The following is a 17569-nucleotide window of genomic DNA, read 5'->3' on the forward strand; positions in this document are numbered from 1 at the left end:
CCGGATTGGAATTCGACGATATTTATAGCCTATAATCATTATCCACATGTGAATAACTTTAAACAGGATGTAATGAAGGAGATAACAGGTATTGGAGGGTGTGGATAACTATAAATGCTGAAATATGGCGATCTGATCAGGGTCTGGGGATAACTTTCTGAACTCTCTTCGGGGGTTGAAAATGGTATTGAAGTGAACGGACTGTGGTCATTACTTTGGGTGGGATGAAGAGTGTATATAAAAGAGGGAGAAGCCTTGCGCCTTGCAGTTGACTTTTCCAGGTGATCATGGTTAAATATATAAAGGTGTTTTCTGTGAAGATGAAAGTGATTCATCACATAAGTATTTCCTTGTGAGGAGGTGCAATACATTGAGACCTACATTCAAACCGAACGTTAGCAAACGTAAAAAAGTTCATGGTTTCCGGAAAAGAATGAGCACGAGCAACGGCCGTAAAATTTTGGCCGCACGTCGCCTTAAAGGCCGTAAAAACCTGAGTGCTTAATGCATTGAAGACCACCGAGGTGGTCTTTTTTTTCTTAATTAGCTCAAATCAGACTGGATGCTGCTACAGATCAGGTCTGAATGGTCTGCGAAAAAGTGCTGAACACACACGAATGTATGTTGAGTGAGTTTTCCATTTTTCGAAAACTTACCTTATATAATGATGAATCGTTGATAGGTTTAAATGGCCAATCAACATTCATCCCGGATGAATGCTGATCAGTTCAAGTAGCTGATTAATAATCATCATCCCAAATGAAGTTGTCGCCAAGACGGTTTACCGTCATTCAAGAAAGCCTATACTAAATCAGTAATGAGGCCTCCGTCAAATAACATTGGTGGAGAACAGCAAGGAGAAGCGCCGTGTATAAAAGACTGCGTCTACGAAACCGGGCGGACTTTAGCCGCGTATACCGGTATGGGAAATCGTTTGCCAATCATCAATTCGTGGTGTATGGCTGTCGCCGTAAAGATACGGAACAATTTCGGGTCGGTGTATCATGCAGCAAGAAAATCGGAAACGCTGTCGTACGCAACCGGATGAGACGCATGATCAAGGAAATTGTTCGTCATCATGAGCATGAGATCGTCACGCAGATGGATCTGATTTTTATCGTCAGAAAAGGTGCACTGGACATGCCCTATAAGGAAATGGAAAAAAGCCTGCTACATGCGATGCGAAAGGGCTCTCTTTTGAAGTCGAGCAAGCGGTAAGCTTCGGTTTATTTGTCCTCCTAATTATGGTATGATTTACGGTGGAATGGAATGGTTAAGAGAGGGGTTATGAAGTGTCGCGATTGAAGACATCAAAGGGGAAGTGGATTCTCCTCATTGCAGTCATTGCAATGGTCACTGTACTCGCCGGATGTACTCCACAAGGAGCCGGGGTTACTACGGAAGATCTGAAGAATAGTGGCTCATTCTGGCAAAGCAATGTTGTGTACTGGTTCTCACTGGCGCTGGATACATTCGCCAACTGGTTTAACGGTGAATATGGACTGGCCGTCCTTGTGATGGTGCTTATTGTACGGACATTGATTTTACCATTAACAATGAAACAAGTCCGTAGCTCCAAAGCTATGCAGGCGATTCAGCCGCAGCTGAAGGAGATTCAAGCCAAGTTTAAAGATACACCTGAGAAAGTTCAGCAAGAAACAATGAAGTTGTTTCAGGAGAACAAAGTTAATCCGATGGCCGGTTGTCTGCCGCTTATCATTCAGATGCCGATTTACATCGCACTTTATAACTCAATTTATGGAAACTCCAGTCTGAGAACGCATGATTTCTTGTGGCTCCAGCTCGGATCACCCGATCACCTGTTTATTTTGCCAGTGCTGGCTGCCATCACAACATTCATTCAAACATGGATGATGATGCGTATGAACCCTGCACAGCAAGTTGGTCCGATGCAGTTTATGCTTTGGGTATACCCAATTTTGATCTTCGTGATGTCTTACCAGTTCCCGTCAGCACTTCCGCTGTACTGGTTCTACAGTAACATCTACACGATCGTGCAAAACTATTTCCTTTACCGGAATAATGATAAAATCGTGGCTGAGGTCAACGTGAAGCAGAATAGCTCTTCCAAAAATGGAGCTAAACGCAAAAACGGTGGCAAAGCGACCGTCTCTGGAAAAGGGTCGAAAGGGGCCAAAAAATCGAAATGACCAAAGTCATTACGTCAGGAAAAACCGTTGAAGATGCTGTAAACCAAGGATTGACCGAGCTTGGCGTAAGTCGGGACAAGGTCGAGATACAAGTGTTAGAGCAGCCGTCAAAAGGATTCCTGGGTTTGTTCGGGGTGAGGGCGGCCAAAGTTGAAGTGAAATTATTGCCTGTACCGGAAGTTGTTCCACAGCCGATCAAGCCAGCTGCATACAAACCTGAAGTAGATGCATTACTTGAGGATGTTGCAGCTAAAAATCCCTATGAAGAAGCGGCTGCTTTCTTGAAAGAGGTCGCAGCAGGTATGGGACTGGATGTTGAAGTGCATATCAAAAAACAGCGGGATGGACATATCTTCAATATTGCCGGCGACGATCTGGGCATGATTATTGGCAGACGTGGACAGACGCTGGATGCGCTTCAGTATCTAACGAACATTGTAGCGAACCGATATTCGGAAAGCTTCGTTCGAATTGTGCTCGACGCGGAGAATTTCCGGCAACGTCGGCGGAAGACGCTGGAGGACCTGGCCGAAAGGTTGGCTGGACAAGCAATCCGTACCGGTAAGGAAGTTGTACTGGAACCAATGCCTCCGCTCGAACGAAAAGTCATTCATGCAAAACTGCAAAATCACCCGCAGATTAAGACGTTAAGTAAGGGTGAAGAGCCTAATCGGCGTGTGGTTATTACGACGAAATAACACGAAATTGAAGACGCAATGGCTTCCTGCCCGGTGCAGAAGCCATTGCTTTTTTCGTACAGAAGCAATTTGATAAGGTGCGTAGAACAAGTCAAGAGTGAACTTAATACGATAGGCAACATGTCATATGTTATATCATTAATAGATTTGAAAATGGATATGGCGTCCCCCGAGGGGCGGCAATTTTAAAATAGAGCAAGGAGAGATAACCATGATCAGTGATACGATCACAGCGATATCAACGGCTGTCGGAGAGGCGGGTATCGCCGTGATCCGGGTCAGCGGCCCGGATGCAGTGTCGGAGACAGAAAAGATTTTTCGCAGTAAAACCCCTTTAACTCAGGCAGCATCTCACACGGTTCATTATGGTCATATCATAGATCCCGTTAATGGGGAAAAGATTGAGGAAGTACTGGTTACGGTAATGCGGGCACCACGCTCGTTCACAACAGAAGATGTGGTGGAGATCAGTGCGCATGGCGGTGTAGTGTCTGTTAAACGGGTCATGGACCTGTTGTTGCAACTTGATATTCGTCTGGCTGAACCCGGTGAGTTCACAAAGCGTGCTTTCCTTAATGGGCGGATTGATCTGTCTCAGGCTGAAGGTGTCATGGATCTTATTCGTTCCAAATCGGACAGAGCTTTCTCGGTTGCATTGAAACAGGTTGAAGGCAAACTATCCTCCAAGTTGCGTGATCTACGATATACGTTGGTGGAGACACTGGCTCATATTGAAGTGAATATCGATTATCCCGAGCATGATGTGGAGTCGTTAACGTCTGATTTTATTAAAGAAAAGTCCAGTCAGGTTATGACTGAAATTGATAAATTGCTGACTACAGCAGAGCAAGGAAAGATCCTGCGAGAAGGTATCACGACCGCTATTGTTGGACGACCTAACGTAGGTAAATCCTCATTGATGAATACACTTGCGCAAGACAACCGGGCCATCGTCACGGACATTCCAGGAACAACTCGTGATGTGATCGAGGAGTTCATTACGATCAATAATATCCCGCTCAAGTTGCTTGATACGGCAGGAATCCGGGAAACGATGGACGTTGTAGAGAAGATCGGGGTAGAACGTTCTCGTTCTGCGGTAAGTGAAGCCGATCTGATCTTAATGGTTGTAAATGCTGCGGAGCCACTTCATCCCGATGAGATTGAATTATTGGAACAAATCCGCGGTAGACAATCGATAATCATTATGAATAAAATGGACTTAACGCCACAGGTAGAACGTGACGTGCTGCTTCGTTACATTCCGGAAGAACGGCTTGTACCGATGTCGGTGAAAGATGATCTCGGTGTGGATCGACTGGAAGATGCCATCTCTACGCTATTTTTCAGTGGTAAACTGGAGTCCGCAGACCTGACCTATGTCAGCAATGTGCGTCATATTGCTTTGCTCAAGAAAGCGAAGCAGTCCCTGGCTGATGCCTATGAAGCAGCAGAGCAGTTCATTCCAATCGATATGATTCAGATTGATGTTCGTTTGGCGTGGGAGCATTTGGGCGAGATTGTTGGAGATACAGCACATGATGCATTAATTGATCAGATTTTCTCCCAGTTCTGTCTAGGAAAGTAAAAAAAATATACTGCGGATTGACTTGAATCGTAGTGTATGATGGAAAGGTACAATTTCTGCCTGTTGTCAAAGGATGGAATGATGTTGTAGCCATTACGTGTTGGTTTTATATAGATAGGAATGCAAGTTCCGAGGAACGGTTAGAAGTAGTTTCATTATTGTAGAACATGATCCGTCTGTGTGAGTTACACCAAATGCAGCGGAATAAGGAGGTAAACGGGAATGGCTTTTGATGGCGGCAGTTATGATGTAATCGTCGTTGGTGCAGGACATGCTGGTGTGGAATCCGCGCTGGCCGCAGCTCGTATGGGGTCCAAAACACTAATGATTACGATCAATCTGGATATGGTGGCCTTTATGCCTTGTAACCCATCTATTGGGGGACCGGCCAAAGGACATGTTGTACGTGAGATTGATGCACTTGGTGGAGAAATGGGACGGAATATTGATAAAACCTTTATTCAGATGCGAATGCTTAACACGGGGAAAGGGCCTGCTGTTCACGCGCTTCGAGCTCAGGCAGATAAATTCTCCTATCAGCATAAAATGAAGGAAACGATGGAGAATGAACGTAATCTGACAATGCGTCAGGGTATGGTTGATCGACTGATCGTTGAAGACGGAAAATGTGTAGGCGTTGTGACTCAGACCGGAACAGAGTATCGGGCTAAAGCGGTTGTTCTGACAACAGGCACATACTTGCGTGGCAAAGTGATCATGGGTGAGTTGATGTATGAGAGTGGACCAAACAATCAACAACCATCTCTTAAATTGTCAGAGCATCTGCGTGAACTGGGCTTTGATCTTGTTCGTTTCAAAACAGGTACACCACCACGTGTGCATAAGGATACGATTGATTTTAGCAAAACCGAAATTCAGCCTGGCGATGATGAGCCGAAGTTCTTTTCCTATGAAACAGAATCTTCTGATAATGAGCAGTTGCCTTGCTGGTTGACGTATACATCTGTGGAAACACATCAGATTATTAATGATAATCTGCATCGTGCACCGATGTTTTCCGGTGTAATTGAAGGGACTGGACCGCGTTATTGCCCATCCATTGAGGATAAAATTGTCCGGTTCAGCGACAAACCGAAACATCAGATTTTCCTGGAGCCGGAAGGAAAAAATACATCGGAGTATTATGTGCAGGGACTATCTACAAGTCTGCCAGAAGATGTTCAACTTGCGGTTCTGCGCTCCATTCCAGGTATGGAAAAAGTGGAAATGATGCGTAACGGTTATGCGATTGAATACGATGCGATGGTGCCAACACAATTGTGGCCATCACTTGAAACCAAACGTCTGCCAGGTCTGTTCACAGCAGGTCAGATTAATGGTACTTCAGGTTATGAAGAAGCGGCTGGACAAGGCGTTATGGCTGGCATTAATGCAGCACGCAAAGTACAAGATAAAGAGCCGATCGTGCTTGATCGTTCTCAAGGTTATATTGGCGTGTTAATTGATGATTTGGTAACAAAGGGTACAAATGAACCGTATCGTCTGTTGACTTCACGCGCTGAATATCGTCTGTTACTTCGCCATGATAATGCAGATATGCGTTTGACGGAAATCGGACATGACATTGGCCTGATCCCTGAAGAGCGTTATGCGAAATTCCTGGATAAAAAGGCGAAAGTCGAGCAGGAAGTTGCACGTCTGAAAGTGGCTAAAGCTCGCCCGGTTGAGGTGAATGCCAAGCTGGAAGAGTACGGATCTACACCTATTCAGGATGGCAGTACGTTGCTTACCTTGTTGCGTCGCCCGGAGCTGGGGTATGAACTGATTGAACAGCTCTCACCATCTGAGGTAGAACTTACAGCAGATATGAAAGAACAAGTCGAAATACAAATTAAATATGCGGGTTATATTGAGAAACAATTGATTCACGTGGAACGTTTGCAAAAGATGGAGAAAAAGAAAATTCCGGACACCATCGTATATGATGAGATTCATGGTCTTGCTATGGAAGCCAAGCAGAAGCTCGCTACGATTCGTCCAATCTCGATTGGTCAGGCGTCCCGTATTGCTGGAGTTACTCCTGCCGACATCTCCATTCTGCTGGTCTACCTGGAGCATTATAACCGTGTAACCGCAGCAAGGGGACAATAATGGACGATATTCAACGGCAGCTTCAGCTGCGCTTGAAAGAACATGGGTTGGAACTGGGCGAACTCCAGTTGGAGCAATTCGAACTGTATTATCAGGAGCTGGTATCCTGGAATGAAAAGATGAATCTGACCGGAATTACGGATCGTGAGCAAGTGTATACCAAGCATTTCTATGATTCGGTATCGCTGGCTTTTTATACTGACATGACCAAAGTGAATAAGCTTGCTGACATTGGATCTGGAGCGGGTTTTCCGGGATTACCCCTGAAGATCTGTTTCCCGCACATTAAGCTTACGATCATCGATTCATTGAATAAACGCATTGGCTTTCTACAGCATGTGGTAGATATCCTTCGCCTGACAGACGTAGAGTTGGTCCATGGACGTGCTGAAGAGATTGGACGCAAAGAAGGGTATCGTGACAGCTACGATCTCGTTACGGCGCGTGCAGTAGCCAAGCTGGCTGTGCTGAATGAATTCTGTCTTCCGTTTGTTCGTAAAAGTGGAATGTTCGCTGCGATGAAGGGCGGAGACCCCCGTGAGGAAATGAAGGAAGCGGAGTTCAGCTTCAATCAACTGAAAGGACGGGTTAAGGCCGTTCATCCATTCCAGCTGCCAGTTGAAGAATCAGAGCGTCATATCATTCTGATTCAGAAATTTGATAAGACACCCTATAAGTATCCGCGCAAACCAGGTACTCCAATGAAGACTCCACTGATATAATTACGTGATGGTTTTGAAATGAGTCAAAACAAAATAGAATTTTAGACATAGATAAAGAGGATGTTTCACGTGAAACATTCTCTTTATTTTGTTTTCTGAAATGGAGGACTGGATCAACATTACAGATACTCCGTATTACATATCTCTTGAAGAACCTGTAATGATGAATTTTACGTACAGTAACTCATGAACAATTTCATTAATTGAATGTGTGCAAGTCGTCATATTTCCAATATTCACAAAGAAAAAGCAGGAAAATTAGCAGAGTTTAAAGAATAGGTAAGCATAGGATTATGATAGAAAAGATGATAGAATAGAAGTATCCGATCCTGGGTCACAGCGATCATAGATTATATGTATAGATAGATGGATATGCGTTCGATGTTGTATGACAGGAAGCGTTATGAAAGGCAAAACTTATTCCAAGAACGATGCATGTGAAAGGTCGCTTATTGAATAAGAAGCACCTGCAAAGACTGTGGGAGCTATTACGAAACTAGGTGGTAATCTGCGGAATGAAAGAACAATTTTCGAAGTTGTTTGGTTTGGCGGAGCGCAATAACGGAGATGAGATCAAACAGATTCCGGTTAATGAAATTGTGAGCAGCCCATATCAACCCCGTACTATTTTTGATGATGATAAAATTGATGAGTTGTTGCAAACGATCAAAACACATGGTGTAATTCAGCCTATTGTCGTTCGCGTGCGAAATGGATCATATGAGATTATTGCCGGGGAACGTCGCTGGCGTGCAGTTCGAAAATTGGGTTTGGATACGATTCCGGCTATTGTGCGTGAATTCAACGACTCTCAGGCCGCATCCATTGCACTGATTGAGAACTTGCAGCGTGAAGGATTGACCTCAATTGAGGAAGCTGTCGCTTATCAGAAGCTGATTGACTTGCATCAACTGACACAGGAAAGTCTGGCACAACGACTCGGCAAAAGCCAGTCAACCATCGCCAACAAAATTCGATTGTTACAGCTTCCAGAAGGCATTAAGGCCGCATTGATGGAACGCAAAATTTCTGAACGGCATGCAAGAGCATTACTTTCTCTGGATACGGAAGAACTGCAGATGAAGTTGCTCGGTGAGATTATCGAAAAAGAATTAAATGTGAAACAGACAGAGGCACGTGTTGCCTTCTACAAGGAATCTTCTAAGATTAAAAAATCTAGACGTGTTTCCTTTACCAAGGATGTAAGGCTTGCACTTAATACAATTCGCCAATCCATTGATATGGTAACTGGTTCTGGTCTGGACATCAAAACCAAAGAAGCAGACCATGAGGATCATTATGAGATCGTTATCCATATTCCAAAACGCAAATAATTGAAGCTTATGGCGGCAATGGGCCGCTTTTTATGTCTATAAAGCAAGTTAGGTCTGACATGTTTAAAGAACGGTCGGTATATTGATGGAACGGTAGTTGTTGTTTGTGTGGACGATAGCCGCCTGCTTTTTGTTAACAATATCTCACAACCTACAGAAAAGACTCCTATTTTATTTGAGGTGAAGTAATTGTCTAAGATTATGGCCGTAGCAAATCAAAAGGGCGGTGTGGGGAAAACGACGACATCTGTTAACTTGGGTGCAGGATTGGCTTCACTCGGGAAAAAAGTATTGCTTGTCGATATTGACCCTCAGGGGAATACAACCAGCGGAGTCGGAATCAATAAAGCAGATGTGGCTAATTGTATATATGATGTCATTATTAATGAGGTTCCTCCTCAAGAAGCGATTGTGGAGACTCAGATTGAAGGCCTTCATATCATACCTGCAACGATTCAGCTTGCCGGAGCCGAGATCGAATTGGTGTCCACGATATCACGGGAAGTTCGCCTGAAAAAATCACTCGCCATGGTGAAAAAAAACTATGATTACATACTGATTGATTGTCCGCCATCTCTTGGTATGTTAACGATCAATTCGTTGACTGCTTCCGATTCGGTGATCATTCCGATTCAGTGTGAGTATTATGCACTTGAAGGATTAAGTCAGTTGCTCAATACGGTTCGTCTGGTACAGAAACATCTGAATACATCCCTGCAGATTGAAGGGGTATTGCTGACGATGTTTGATGCGCGGACCAATCTGGGGATTCAGGTTATTGAAGAAGTGAAAAAGTATTTTCAACAAAAAGTATATCAAACAATTATTCCGCGTAACGTACGGCTTAGTGAAGCACCATCTCATGGTCAATCCATTATTACGTATGACCCCCGTTCAAGAGGGGCGGAAGTGTATTTAGAGCTCGCAAAGGAAGTGATTTCTTATGAGTAAGCGGCTTGGAAAAGGTCTTGATGCCCTCATTCCTTCGCTTTCAATTAATGACGATGATAAAGTCGTAGAAATCCCGATTAGTCAACTGCGGGCTAACCCCTATCAACCACGTAAAGTATTTGATGAGGGCGCAATACATGAACTGGCTGAGTCCATTCGTCAGCATGGTGTCATACAACCCATTATTGTTCGTCCTGTATTACGAGGTTATGAGATTATTGCCGGGGAACGACGGTTCAGAGCTTCGCAATATTGTGGTAATGCCACGGTACCGGCTGTAGTCCGGAATTTCAGTGATCAGCAGGTAATGGAGATTGCGTTGATTGAGAATCTGCAACGGGAGAATCTTAACGCCATGGAAGTTGCAGTTGCTTATCAGGGGTTAATGGATCAATTCGCGTTGACTCAGGAAGAATTGTCTGTAAAAGTAGGTAAATCACGTTCTCACATTGCTAATTTCTTGCGTCTGTTATCATTGCCCGAAGAAGTAAAAGACCATGTTTCACGTGGAACATTATCCATGGGACATGCACGTGCGATCGTGGGTGTGAAAGACGAGGTTGTGGTGAAGCAACTTGCCAAACAAACCATTGATCAGCAATGGAGTGTACGTGAGTTGGAGGAAGCCGTTCAACAATTAGATCGCTCCAAAACAGGTGAGGCTAAAGCCAAATCGAAGTTGAAAAAGAATGATCCATTCATTGATACATTGGAAGAATCTCTGCGTGAACGTTTCAAAACAACAGTGAAAATCAAGCACAATAAAGATAAAGGTAAAATTGAGCTCAACTACTACAGTCAACAGGATCTAGAACGGCTATTGGAATTGTTACAATAACAGTCGGGTCTATGATTCATTAACAACATGCGGGGCTTACTCATGTCATGACATATCGCCTCTGTACCATGGAGAAACGATATGTCATTCTTTGTTTATCGGGTTATACGTGCATATGTGCAGGGGAATTATTAATTTATGGGACAGAGGTGGTTGTGAGGTGGAGGGAGTTATCTATCTAGATCATGCAGCAACATCTTGGCCCAAACCACCTGCTGTCGGTGATGCGATGTTGAGTGCATTGGAGATTGCCGGAGCCAATCCTGGCAGAGGAAGTCACCGGATGGCTGTTCAGGCAAGTCGTGTATTGTTTGAGACGAGAAAATCCATATCCAATATCTTTGGAATCAAAAATGCGAATGATATTGCATTCGGATCGAATACGACTGAAGCGCTAAATCTAGCTATTCAAGGTTCGCTCAAGGAAGGCGACCATGTGATTGCCACCATGGCTGAACATAACTCAGTCAGACGACCACTGGAGTACATGCGAAGACTCCGAAATGTGGAGATTGATTATGTACCTGTTAATGCTGCGGGAGCCATTGATCTGATGCAAATGGAACGTATGTTTCGTTCGAATACCAGATTGGTGGTATGTACACATAGTTCCAATCTACTTGGCAGTATTCTTCCTATTGGAGAAATTTCGCTCCTGTGTCGTAAATATCAGGCGATCTTATTGGTAGATGCGGCTCAGAGTGCTGGGGTCATGCCTGTGAATGTACAACAATTGGGCATTGATATGTTGGCTTTTCCAGGGCATAAGGGACTGCTTGGTCCTCAGGGTACAGGGGGCTTGTACATTGCGCCAGAGCTCGATATAGAGCCTTTACTTCATGGAGGAACAGGAAGTCAGTCAGAAGCTCTGGAGCAGCCAAAGGTGCGTCCTGATCGCTATGAAGCGGGGACGCCGAATACAGTCGGGATTGCAGGGCTGAATGCGGGTGTGAAACATGTACTTGAGATGACACCAGCGGTCATCTACCAACATGAGTGGGAACTGACCCAACATATAATGGATGGACTGTCATCCGTTAAGGGCATTCGAATGCTTGGTCCAGAGATTGGACAGCCACGCACCGGATTAGTATCTTTTACTGTAGATGGGTATGATTCGGCACAACTCGCTTTCCGATTAGATCGGAATTATGGGATTGCGGTTCGCTCCGGTTTTCATTGCACACCGCTTGCACACGAATCTGCTGGTACAACTGCTACCGGAGCAGTAAGAGCTAGTGTGGGATACAATTCAACTAGAGAACATGTGGAAGCACTCGTTAAGGCAGTGTTGGAATTGACTGGGGCAGACTAGATTAGAGTTGAAATGATGAACTCATTGGATACAGGATTGCTTGATTAAGCTTATGGATATCGGGTTGATTTATAATGAATGATAATATTACAGGACAGACGTTAATCTGATCAAAAATATAGAGGGGTAGTTGCAATTACATGGCTGAATTAAACGAGCTGATTCTGGAACAGCTGTTATGGATTATTGGCGGAATGGCATTACTTACGGTGATCTTGCTGATTGTGAGTATTGTTCAAGGGGCAAAGTTACGAAAGTTTAAACGTAAATATGAAGCCATGATGGCTGGCAGTGGAGTAGAGGACCTGGAATCGTTGCTGATTAATCTGAAAATTCAGATGGATAGCATTGAGGATGAACACAAACTGCAAACGAATCAGCTGCAAGTTGTCATGCAAAAGCTGACCCGCATTCAAGGTAAGGTTGGCGTGAAAAGGTACAATGCTTATGGAGAGCGTGGCAGTGATCTGAGCTTCTCCATGGCCATGATTAATGATAGCCAGGATGGCATGATCCTTACGGGGATATATAACCGTGACGGTTCTTACGTATATGCCAAACCTCTTAAAGGGGGAGAGTCCACGTATACTCTGTCCCCAGAGGAAAAGGAAGCTATTACTCTGGCACAGCAAGCAGAGTAGAACGTGTATGCCATTCCCGGATGGCAGAGTACAGACTGCTGGATATAATCTCGGACATGCGCATAACAAGACTGAGCCGTGTGTTCTGTAGAACGAAGTATTCCATAAAGCCGCCGACGTTAACGATACCTGTCAGATGGATATCGCCGACCGGCGGTAATTCTTTATTTACCCCCGCACCCGGCTTGAGTGGACCATTCACAACTTGAATGCATCCCACACTGGATGATTGTCCGAGACAGGCGTCAATGCCAATCACATAAGGGTTATGGTGTGTTTTCTGTATGTTGTGGAGTGTATCTTGCAGGTTCATCGCATGGACTGGTTCATCCAAGGTACCATATAGATGGAATAAAGGGCTGTCCCACTTGGAAAGGGCTGATCCGACCAGAGGACCAAGACAGTCGCCTGTTGAGCGATCTGTGCCGATGCAGACAATCACTACATTTTGCAGAGAATGGGCTTTATAGAGATGGAACATTAACCGATGGGTAATGGCGGAGTGAATGCTTGGATCGGTATGGGGGATTTTCAAACTGGTCATGTCTTGTGATGAAAAGGAACGCGAAGTAGGATTCATAGGATCTATCCTTTCCCTTGGAATAGTAGTAACAGTATATGGAAAGGTAGAGCGTTTTATACTTCACGAGGACAAGCTTTTTCTCAAAGGTTAAACATATGGCGAAAGGAGCCGGACATGGACGAATGGATTAACGATTGGATGCTGATTGCGTTTGATTCAACCCAGCAGGCACTGCGTGCTGAAATGCTGCTGGAGTTTGCTGAGATAGAGATTGATTTGTTCCCTACGCCAAAAGAAATTACAGCAGGGTGTGCGCTATGTATCCAGTTTCCAAAAGAGGATCTGGAACGAGTGCAAAAGATCATTCGTAACGAGTTCGTCGAGATCCGAGGCCTCTATTTCAAAACAGAAGACAGCTATGATAACATACCGATGTAGAGGAGGCATGCTGGATGTTGCCATTTCAATTTGCTCAAGGGGAAAGTAGTAGCGCCGCTGGTGCTGTGAATGAAGCCCTTCGTTGGACGGATAAAGTCTGGAACAGAATTGCAGACCCCGATATGTGGCTTAACATTATGTTCAGCTCAATCCGGATCATTATTATTTTTATCATCACCCGTATTGTCATTAAGGTGGTATATCGCATTATAGATCGTTCCATGGAACGCAAGCAGGAAGGCAAGATTCGCGTGAATCCGCGCAGATTCGTGACCGTAGGGGAACTGTTGAAAAATGCGACCTCCATAACATGTAATTTCATTATGATTCTGCTACTGTTATCTGAGATCAATATCCAAGTTGGACCGCTACTCGCGAGTGCCGGTGTGCTCGGGCTTGCCATTGGTTTTGGTGCACAGGGTCTGGTCAAGGATGTTATTACCGGTTTCTTCATTATATTGGAGGACCAATTCGCTGTGGGGGATGTTATTCAGACGGGAACCTACAAGGGAACGGTTGAAGTGATCGGACTTAGAACAACGAAACTGGTCAGCTGGCAAGGTGAAGTGCACATTATCCCAAACGGGGCGATTGCAAGTGTAACGAACTACTCCATGTCGAATTCGCTGGCTGTAGTGGATATTCCGATGAAGGCGGACTTAAGTCTCGATGAGTCAGTACATCTGGTGAAGAAGTCTTTGGTGGGGATTGAAGAGCGTGACCTAAATATTGTGAAGGTGCCGGATGTGCTCGGTATTCAGTCGATGTCTACATCAGAGTATGTGGTGCGAATTGTGGCTGAATGTATGCCTAACTCTCGTGCTTCTGTGGAACGTCAGATTCAGGGCGATGTGAAAAAAACGTTGGAGTATCATGAGATGAGCAATCAAGCCGTAGTGGAACAGGCAGTAGCTTTGGAGAAAGATGAGGGGGATGGCACAGGTGGAGCGTAAAAGTTTCCAGCTTGGGGATATCGTGCAGATGAAGAAGCAGCATCCCTGTGGCAGCAATGAGATGGAGATCATTCGTATGGGTATGGATATTCGAATCAAGTGTGTCGGATGTAAACACAGCGTGTTGATTCCAAGAGCGAAATTCGAGAAAAACATGAAGAAGGTACTGCGTTCAGCCGACGATTCCACTGAATCCTGATCTTGTAATAATTCGGTATGCAGTACGCGTAATAACGTTTACATGCAGGCCCCGCATGGGTGTTGCGTTCTGTAAATGATCATGCTATAATCAATATTGCTGCGGAAAGGTACCCAAGAGGCCCAAGGGGGCTGACTCGAAATCAGTTAGGCGTGTCACAGCGTGCGTGGGTTCGAATCCCACCCTTTCCGCCACTTCAATTGTAATTTACTCAATACACATTGAGTTTAATAAAAAGATCGATAAGAAGACTTTCCATTAGGAAAGTCTTTTTTTGTATAACGTTTTATTGAATATGTATTGACCACGTATCCATATCAGATGCATCATTAATGACTAAAATGAAAAATAAAGAGCCCCGAAGGGCTCTTTATCCGGCGGTGCATTTGTTTGTTAGGAAACAATCGGTCGTAACAATCAGACACTTGGTGTACTGCACGTAGCAATACGCGTGCTTCAGACGAAGGGCCTTACAACACATAACCACTTGCTTCTTAAATTACGTGATGAATCTCCAACAGCGAATGATCGGCTTCGTTGTCCAACGGAACCACACCTCTCTCGTGCACCGCCTAATTGTATTATGTGCTTTATTCCGTTTTATATACATGGATCGTAAAAAAGTATTGCGATTAATGGACGCGGGCTTTGGTCAGCTTCTTCCACTTACGATTATGATTGCTTGTTTCGGGAAAAGCTTCACCTTTTTGCAGCGTTACCCGCTTTGGGTTCTGAATTTCCGTGACAAAGCTTTTTTCCCCAACTTCCGTGTACTCTCCATCGTTTGGGGCTTTGTCTCCTGGTTCAAACTCGGTTTTTTCACCCATGATAAAACCTCCTCTGCAGATTATGTTACTTTGTTGCTTCTGTAGTGTGCTCCATAGCCGGGCTGATCATGTGCCAATATGTACAGGGAACGTTTGCTTGCACTTTGACTCGGTATTTGTTATATTAATATAGTTCGAGTTTGTGCTCGTTCCTTGCTCTCAACCTAGATTGAGGGCCAGAGTCCATAAGGAGGTGAAAATTATGCGCAAATATGAAGTGATGTACATTATTCGTCCTGACATTGAGCAAGAAGTTGTTCAAGCTACAGTCGATAAATTCCAAGGCATCATCTCCAACGGCGGTGGTGAAGTTACAGCTCACGACGTTATGGGTAAACGCCGTCTTGCGTATGAGATCAAGAAATTCCGTGATGGTTTTTATGTTCTGGTACATTTTACTGCTGAACCAGCAGTTGTAACTGAACTTGAGCGTCTCATGAAGATTTCTGACGAAGTAATTCGTTATCTCATTACAAACGACGTTAAGTCTGCTTAAGACTAATCGTGATTAACGCACCAATACGCTCTGAAGGAGGGGATTACATTGTTGAACCGTGTCATTCTGATCGGACGGTTAACCCGGGATCCTGAGTTGCGTTACACTCCAGCAGGAGTAGCAGTTACGCAATTTACTTTGGCAGTGGACAGACCGTTTACAAGCCAAGGGGGAGAAAAGGAAGCCGATTTCATTCCGGTCGTAACCTGGAGACAGCTTGCCGAGACCTGTGCAAACTATTTGCGCAAAGGACGCCTGGCTGCAGTCGAAGGACGCATTCAAGTACGGAACTACGAGAATAACGAAGGAAAACGTGTATACGTGACCGAAGTTATTGCCGATAATGTCCGTTTCTTGGAGTCAGCTAACCGTGATAATAGCGGTGGCGGCGGTGGGCAACCAATGCGTGAAGAGCCTTCTTATGGAGGCGGCGGACGCGCGAACAATAACAATAATTCGCGTAGCAACAATCAGGATCCTTTTTCCGATGACGGAAAACCGATTGATATATCGGATGATGATTTGCCATTTTAACATGAGCTGATACTCTTCGGAGATATGGGTTACATGATAGGAAAGGACTGAAAAGCATGGGCTTCAAGCAAAGAGAAGGCGGAGACAACGATAAAAGACCGGCACGTCGTGGCGGCCGTAATAAACGTCGTAAAGTGTGCTTCTTCACAGCTAACAAAATTACTCACATCGATTATAAAGATACGGACTTGCTTCGTAAATTTATCAGCGAACGTGGAAAAATTTTGCCACGCCGTGTAACAGGTACTAGCGCTAAATATCAACGCATGCTGACGATTGCAATCAAACGCTCCCGTCAAATCGCATTATTGCCATACACAACTGAGTAGTTTTTACTCAGCTTGCATACGAAGCAGTCGGCTTATAGCCGGCTGCTTTTTTGTATGTATAGAATAAAATAACATGTTCACTCTAGCTAATCAGAGAATCTAAACTATGGTGATAGAAGCATTCAAGGCTCAAATGGATTATAATAGAGTCTAATCTACTGAAAAGGCTCAGTTAGCAAGAATAGCTTTATTTCAGAATAATCATCAGGAGTGGATATGAATACATCAAAACGTAAAGGCAAACAGAGAAAAAAGAGCAGTCTGAAAACCTGGATTATAGCTACTCTTTTACTTTCCATTATATATGTGTGGTTACAGCAAAAAGGTGATATAGATAACATGTGGCCTGGGACAACAATCCAAGAAGCTCTGCCAATCACCGGCCTACATCCTGTGGTAGCAGAAAATGAGAAATTATTGGTACGTAAGGCAGCGAGACGTGGAATAGAGATTGTCATCACCCACGGCTACCGAAGTTCCGAGGAACAAGATGCACTATTTAACCAAGGACGCTCAAGCGCAGGCAATATCGTTACTAATGCACGTGGTGGTGAGTCATATCATAACTACGGATTAGCAATTGATTTTGCACTGAGAACGCCTGAGGGTGATGTGGTGTGGGATATGGAACGTGATGATAACGGGAATGGCAAGGCAGACTGGATGGAAGTTGTGGATCTCGCCAAAGAGTTAGGTTTCACTTGGGGTGGAGACTGGGCAAACTTCCCGGACTATCCTCACTTGCAGATGGATTTTGGCTTGAGTATCAATGAGTTAAAACGTGGTAAAAGACCTCCTGATTCTCAGTAAAGGGTGTTATATATACATTTAAATGAATAAATATTAGATAAGCTCTGCATTTTGCAGGGCTTTTTTCTTTCTTTTGTAAAATAAATGATA

21 protein-coding genes and 1 tRNA gene are annotated in these 17569 nt (G+C 44.4%); 20 read left to right on the forward strand and 2 right to left on the reverse strand.

The window, feature by feature from the left end; all coding sequences use genetic code 11:
* Nucleotides 1-370 precede the first annotated feature (370 nt).
* From rpmH to J2X75_RS18055, 12 genes are all read left to right on the forward strand, one after another.
* The gene (gene rpmH / locus J2X75_RS18000; RefSeq protein WP_017691413.1) at nt 371-505 is read left to right on the forward strand and encodes a 50S ribosomal protein L34; all 135 of its coding nucleotides are present in this window, start codon (nt 371-373) and stop codon (nt 503-505) included.
* A gap of 362 nt (nt 506-867) precedes the next feature.
* Nucleotides 868-1218 carry a ribonuclease P protein component gene (rnpA, locus tag J2X75_RS18005; protein ID WP_036611981.1) on the forward strand — a complete coding sequence of 117 codons (351 nt, stop codon included), beginning with the start codon at nt 868-870 and terminating at the stop codon, nt 1216-1218.
* A gap of 74 nt (nt 1219-1292) precedes the next feature.
* Nucleotides 1293-2171: a YidC/Oxa1 family membrane protein insertase gene (locus tag J2X75_RS18010; RefSeq protein ID WP_036671883.1), complete on the forward strand. Its 879-nt coding sequence runs from the start codon at nt 1293-1295 to the stop codon at nt 2169-2171.
* Nucleotides 2168-2869 (forward strand): RNA-binding cell elongation regulator Jag/EloR, encoded by a 702-nt coding sequence (gene jag, locus J2X75_RS18015; protein WP_310338594.1) that lies wholly within the window; start codon nt 2168-2170, stop codon nt 2867-2869. Before J2X75_RS18010 ends, jag begins: the two co-directional genes overlap by 4 nt.
* 211 nt (nt 2870-3080) lie before the next feature.
* Entirely contained in the window at nt 3081-4457 is a 1377-nt protein-coding gene (mnmE, locus tag J2X75_RS18020; RefSeq protein WP_310338597.1) for a tRNA uridine-5-carboxymethylaminomethyl(34) synthesis GTPase MnmE, read from the forward strand.
* 222 nt (nt 4458-4679) lie between these two features.
* Nucleotides 4680-6569: a tRNA uridine-5-carboxymethylaminomethyl(34) synthesis enzyme MnmG gene (gene mnmG, locus J2X75_RS18025; RefSeq protein WP_091035227.1), complete on the forward strand. Its 1890-nt coding sequence runs from the start codon at nt 4680-4682 to the stop codon at nt 6567-6569.
* Nucleotides 6569-7291 carry a 16S rRNA (guanine(527)-N(7))-methyltransferase RsmG gene (rsmG, locus tag J2X75_RS18030; RefSeq protein ID WP_310338600.1) on the forward strand — a complete coding sequence of 241 codons (723 nt, stop codon included), beginning with the start codon at nt 6569-6571 and terminating at the stop codon, nt 7289-7291. The genes mnmG and rsmG overlap by 1 nt, the downstream gene beginning before the upstream one ends.
* A 515-nt stretch (nt 7292-7806) precedes the next feature.
* Nucleotides 7807-8625 carry a nucleoid occlusion protein gene (gene noc, locus J2X75_RS18035; protein WP_091012196.1) on the forward strand — a complete coding sequence of 273 codons (819 nt, stop codon included), beginning with the start codon at nt 7807-7809 and terminating at the stop codon, nt 8623-8625.
* 189 nt (nt 8626-8814) lie between these two features.
* Nucleotides 8815-9576: a ParA family protein gene (locus J2X75_RS18040; protein ID WP_310338604.1), complete on the forward strand. Its 762-nt coding sequence runs from the start codon at nt 8815-8817 to the stop codon at nt 9574-9576.
* The gene (locus J2X75_RS18045; RefSeq protein WP_310338606.1) at nt 9569-10414 is read left to right on the forward strand and encodes a ParB/RepB/Spo0J family partition protein; all 846 of its coding nucleotides are present in this window, start codon (nt 9569-9571) and stop codon (nt 10412-10414) included. The genes J2X75_RS18040 and J2X75_RS18045 overlap by 8 nt, the downstream gene beginning before the upstream one ends.
* Nucleotides 10415-10574: 160 nt before the next feature.
* Entirely contained in the window at nt 10575-11729 is a 1155-nt protein-coding gene (locus J2X75_RS18050; RefSeq protein WP_310338608.1) for an aminotransferase class V-fold PLP-dependent enzyme, read from the forward strand.
* Nucleotides 11730-11869: 140 nt separating this feature from the next.
* Nucleotides 11870-12370, forward strand: a complete 501-nt coding sequence (locus tag J2X75_RS18055) for a DUF4446 family protein (protein WP_036671879.1) — start codon at nt 11870-11872, stop codon at nt 12368-12370.
* On the opposite strand, the gene yyaC is transcribed toward J2X75_RS18055, so the two are convergent.
* Nucleotides 12345-12950, reverse strand: a complete 606-nt coding sequence (gene yyaC / locus J2X75_RS18060) for a spore protease YyaC (protein WP_017691426.1) — start codon at nt 12948-12950, stop codon at nt 12345-12347. The genes J2X75_RS18055 and yyaC overlap by 26 nt on opposite strands.
* Nucleotides 12951-13067: 117 nt before the next feature.
* Here yyaC and J2X75_RS18065 point away from each other — a divergent pair, with 117 nt between their 5' ends.
* From J2X75_RS18065 to J2X75_RS18080, 4 genes are all read left to right on the forward strand, one after another.
* A complete protein-coding gene (locus tag J2X75_RS18065) occupies nt 13068-13331 on the forward strand; it encodes a putative Se/S carrier protein (protein WP_017691427.1) in 264 nt (87 codons plus the stop codon).
* Nucleotides 13332-13345: 14 nt separating this feature from the next.
* Nucleotides 13346-14284, forward strand: coding sequence for a mechanosensitive ion channel family protein (locus J2X75_RS18070; RefSeq protein WP_310338613.1), 939 nt, complete (start codon nt 13346-13348; stop codon nt 14282-14284).
* Nucleotides 14274-14483: a DUF951 domain-containing protein gene (locus J2X75_RS18075; protein ID WP_150365088.1), complete on the forward strand. Its 210-nt coding sequence runs from the start codon at nt 14274-14276 to the stop codon at nt 14481-14483. The genes J2X75_RS18070 and J2X75_RS18075 overlap by 11 nt, the downstream gene beginning before the upstream one ends.
* A 103-nt stretch (nt 14484-14586) precedes the next feature.
* Nucleotides 14587-14677 (forward strand) — tRNA-Ser (locus J2X75_RS18080).
* Between the two features lie 438 nt (nt 14678-15115).
* On the opposite strand, the gene J2X75_RS18085 is transcribed toward J2X75_RS18080, so the two are convergent.
* Nucleotides 15116-15310 (reverse strand): YjzC family protein, encoded by a 195-nt coding sequence (locus tag J2X75_RS18085; RefSeq protein ID WP_036671877.1) that lies wholly within the window; start codon nt 15308-15310, stop codon nt 15116-15118.
* 202 nt (nt 15311-15512) lie between these two features.
* Between J2X75_RS18085 and rpsF the strand changes: the two genes are divergently transcribed.
* The 4 genes from rpsF (at nt 15513) to J2X75_RS18105 (ending at nt 17479) form a co-directional block, all read left to right on the forward strand.
* The gene (rpsF, locus tag J2X75_RS18090; RefSeq protein ID WP_036611944.1) at nt 15513-15806 is read left to right on the forward strand and encodes a 30S ribosomal protein S6; all 294 of its coding nucleotides are present in this window, start codon (nt 15513-15515) and stop codon (nt 15804-15806) included.
* A gap of 48 nt (nt 15807-15854) precedes the next feature.
* A complete protein-coding gene (gene ssb, locus J2X75_RS18095; RefSeq protein WP_017691432.1) occupies nt 15855-16340 on the forward strand; it encodes a single-stranded DNA-binding protein in 486 nt (161 codons plus the stop codon).
* Nucleotides 16341-16396: 56 nt separating this feature from the next.
* Nucleotides 16397-16669, forward strand: coding sequence for a 30S ribosomal protein S18 (gene rpsR / locus J2X75_RS18100; RefSeq protein ID WP_017691433.1), 273 nt, complete (start codon nt 16397-16399; stop codon nt 16667-16669).
* 216 nt (nt 16670-16885) lie between these two features.
* On the forward strand, nt 16886-17479 hold the full coding sequence (locus tag J2X75_RS18105; RefSeq protein ID WP_091035243.1) for a M15 family metallopeptidase: 594 nt from the start codon (nt 16886-16888) through the stop codon (nt 17477-17479).
* Nucleotides 17480-17569: the final 90 nt, after the last annotated feature.

The sequence above is a fragment of the Paenibacillus sp. 2003 genome, from assembly GCF_031455635.1.
In the GTDB taxonomy this organism is placed as follows: domain Bacteria; phylum Bacillota; class Bacilli; order Paenibacillales; family Paenibacillaceae; genus Paenibacillus; species Paenibacillus amylolyticus_B.

What these genes read in the sequence shown, in the direction of transcription:
- jag (WP_310338594.1), top strand. Translation starts at nt 2,168, where the DNA reads ATGACCAAAGTCATTACGTCAGGAAAAACCGTTGAAGATGCTGTAAAC.
- mnmE (WP_310338597.1), top strand. Translation starts at nt 3,081, where the DNA reads ATGATCAGTGATACGATCACAGCGATATCAACGGCTGTCGGAGAGGCG.
- J2X75_RS18045 (WP_310338606.1), top strand. Translation starts at nt 9,569, where the DNA reads ATGAGTAAGCGGCTTGGAAAAGGTCTTGATGCCCTCATTCCTTCGCTT.
- noc (WP_091012196.1), top strand. Translation starts at nt 7,807, where the DNA reads ATGAAAGAACAATTTTCGAAGTTGTTTGGTTTGGCGGAGCGCAATAAC.
- J2X75_RS18085 (WP_036671877.1), bottom strand. Translation starts at nt 15,310, where the DNA reads ATGGGTGAAAAAACCGAGTTTGAACCAGGAGACAAAGCCCCAAACGAT.
- rpsF (WP_036611944.1), top strand. Translation starts at nt 15,513, where the DNA reads ATGCGCAAATATGAAGTGATGTACATTATTCGTCCTGACATTGAGCAA.
- rsmG (WP_310338600.1), top strand. Translation starts at nt 6,569, where the DNA reads ATGGACGATATTCAACGGCAGCTTCAGCTGCGCTTGAAAGAACATGGG.
- mnmG (WP_091035227.1), top strand. Translation starts at nt 4,680, where the DNA reads ATGGCTTTTGATGGCGGCAGTTATGATGTAATCGTCGTTGGTGCAGGA.
- J2X75_RS18070 (WP_310338613.1), top strand. Translation starts at nt 13,346, where the DNA reads ATGTTGCCATTTCAATTTGCTCAAGGGGAAAGTAGTAGCGCCGCTGGT.
- rpsR (WP_017691433.1), top strand. Translation starts at nt 16,397, where the DNA reads ATGGGCTTCAAGCAAAGAGAAGGCGGAGACAACGATAAAAGACCGGCA.
- J2X75_RS18055 (WP_036671879.1), top strand. Translation starts at nt 11,870, where the DNA reads ATGGCTGAATTAAACGAGCTGATTCTGGAACAGCTGTTATGGATTATT.
- J2X75_RS18065 (WP_017691427.1), top strand. Translation starts at nt 13,068, where the DNA reads ATGGACGAATGGATTAACGATTGGATGCTGATTGCGTTTGATTCAACC.
- yyaC (WP_017691426.1), bottom strand. Translation starts at nt 12,950, where the DNA reads ATGAATCCTACTTCGCGTTCCTTTTCATCACAAGACATGACCAGTTTG.
- J2X75_RS18105 (WP_091035243.1), top strand. Translation starts at nt 16,886, where the DNA reads ATGAATACATCAAAACGTAAAGGCAAACAGAGAAAAAAGAGCAGTCTG.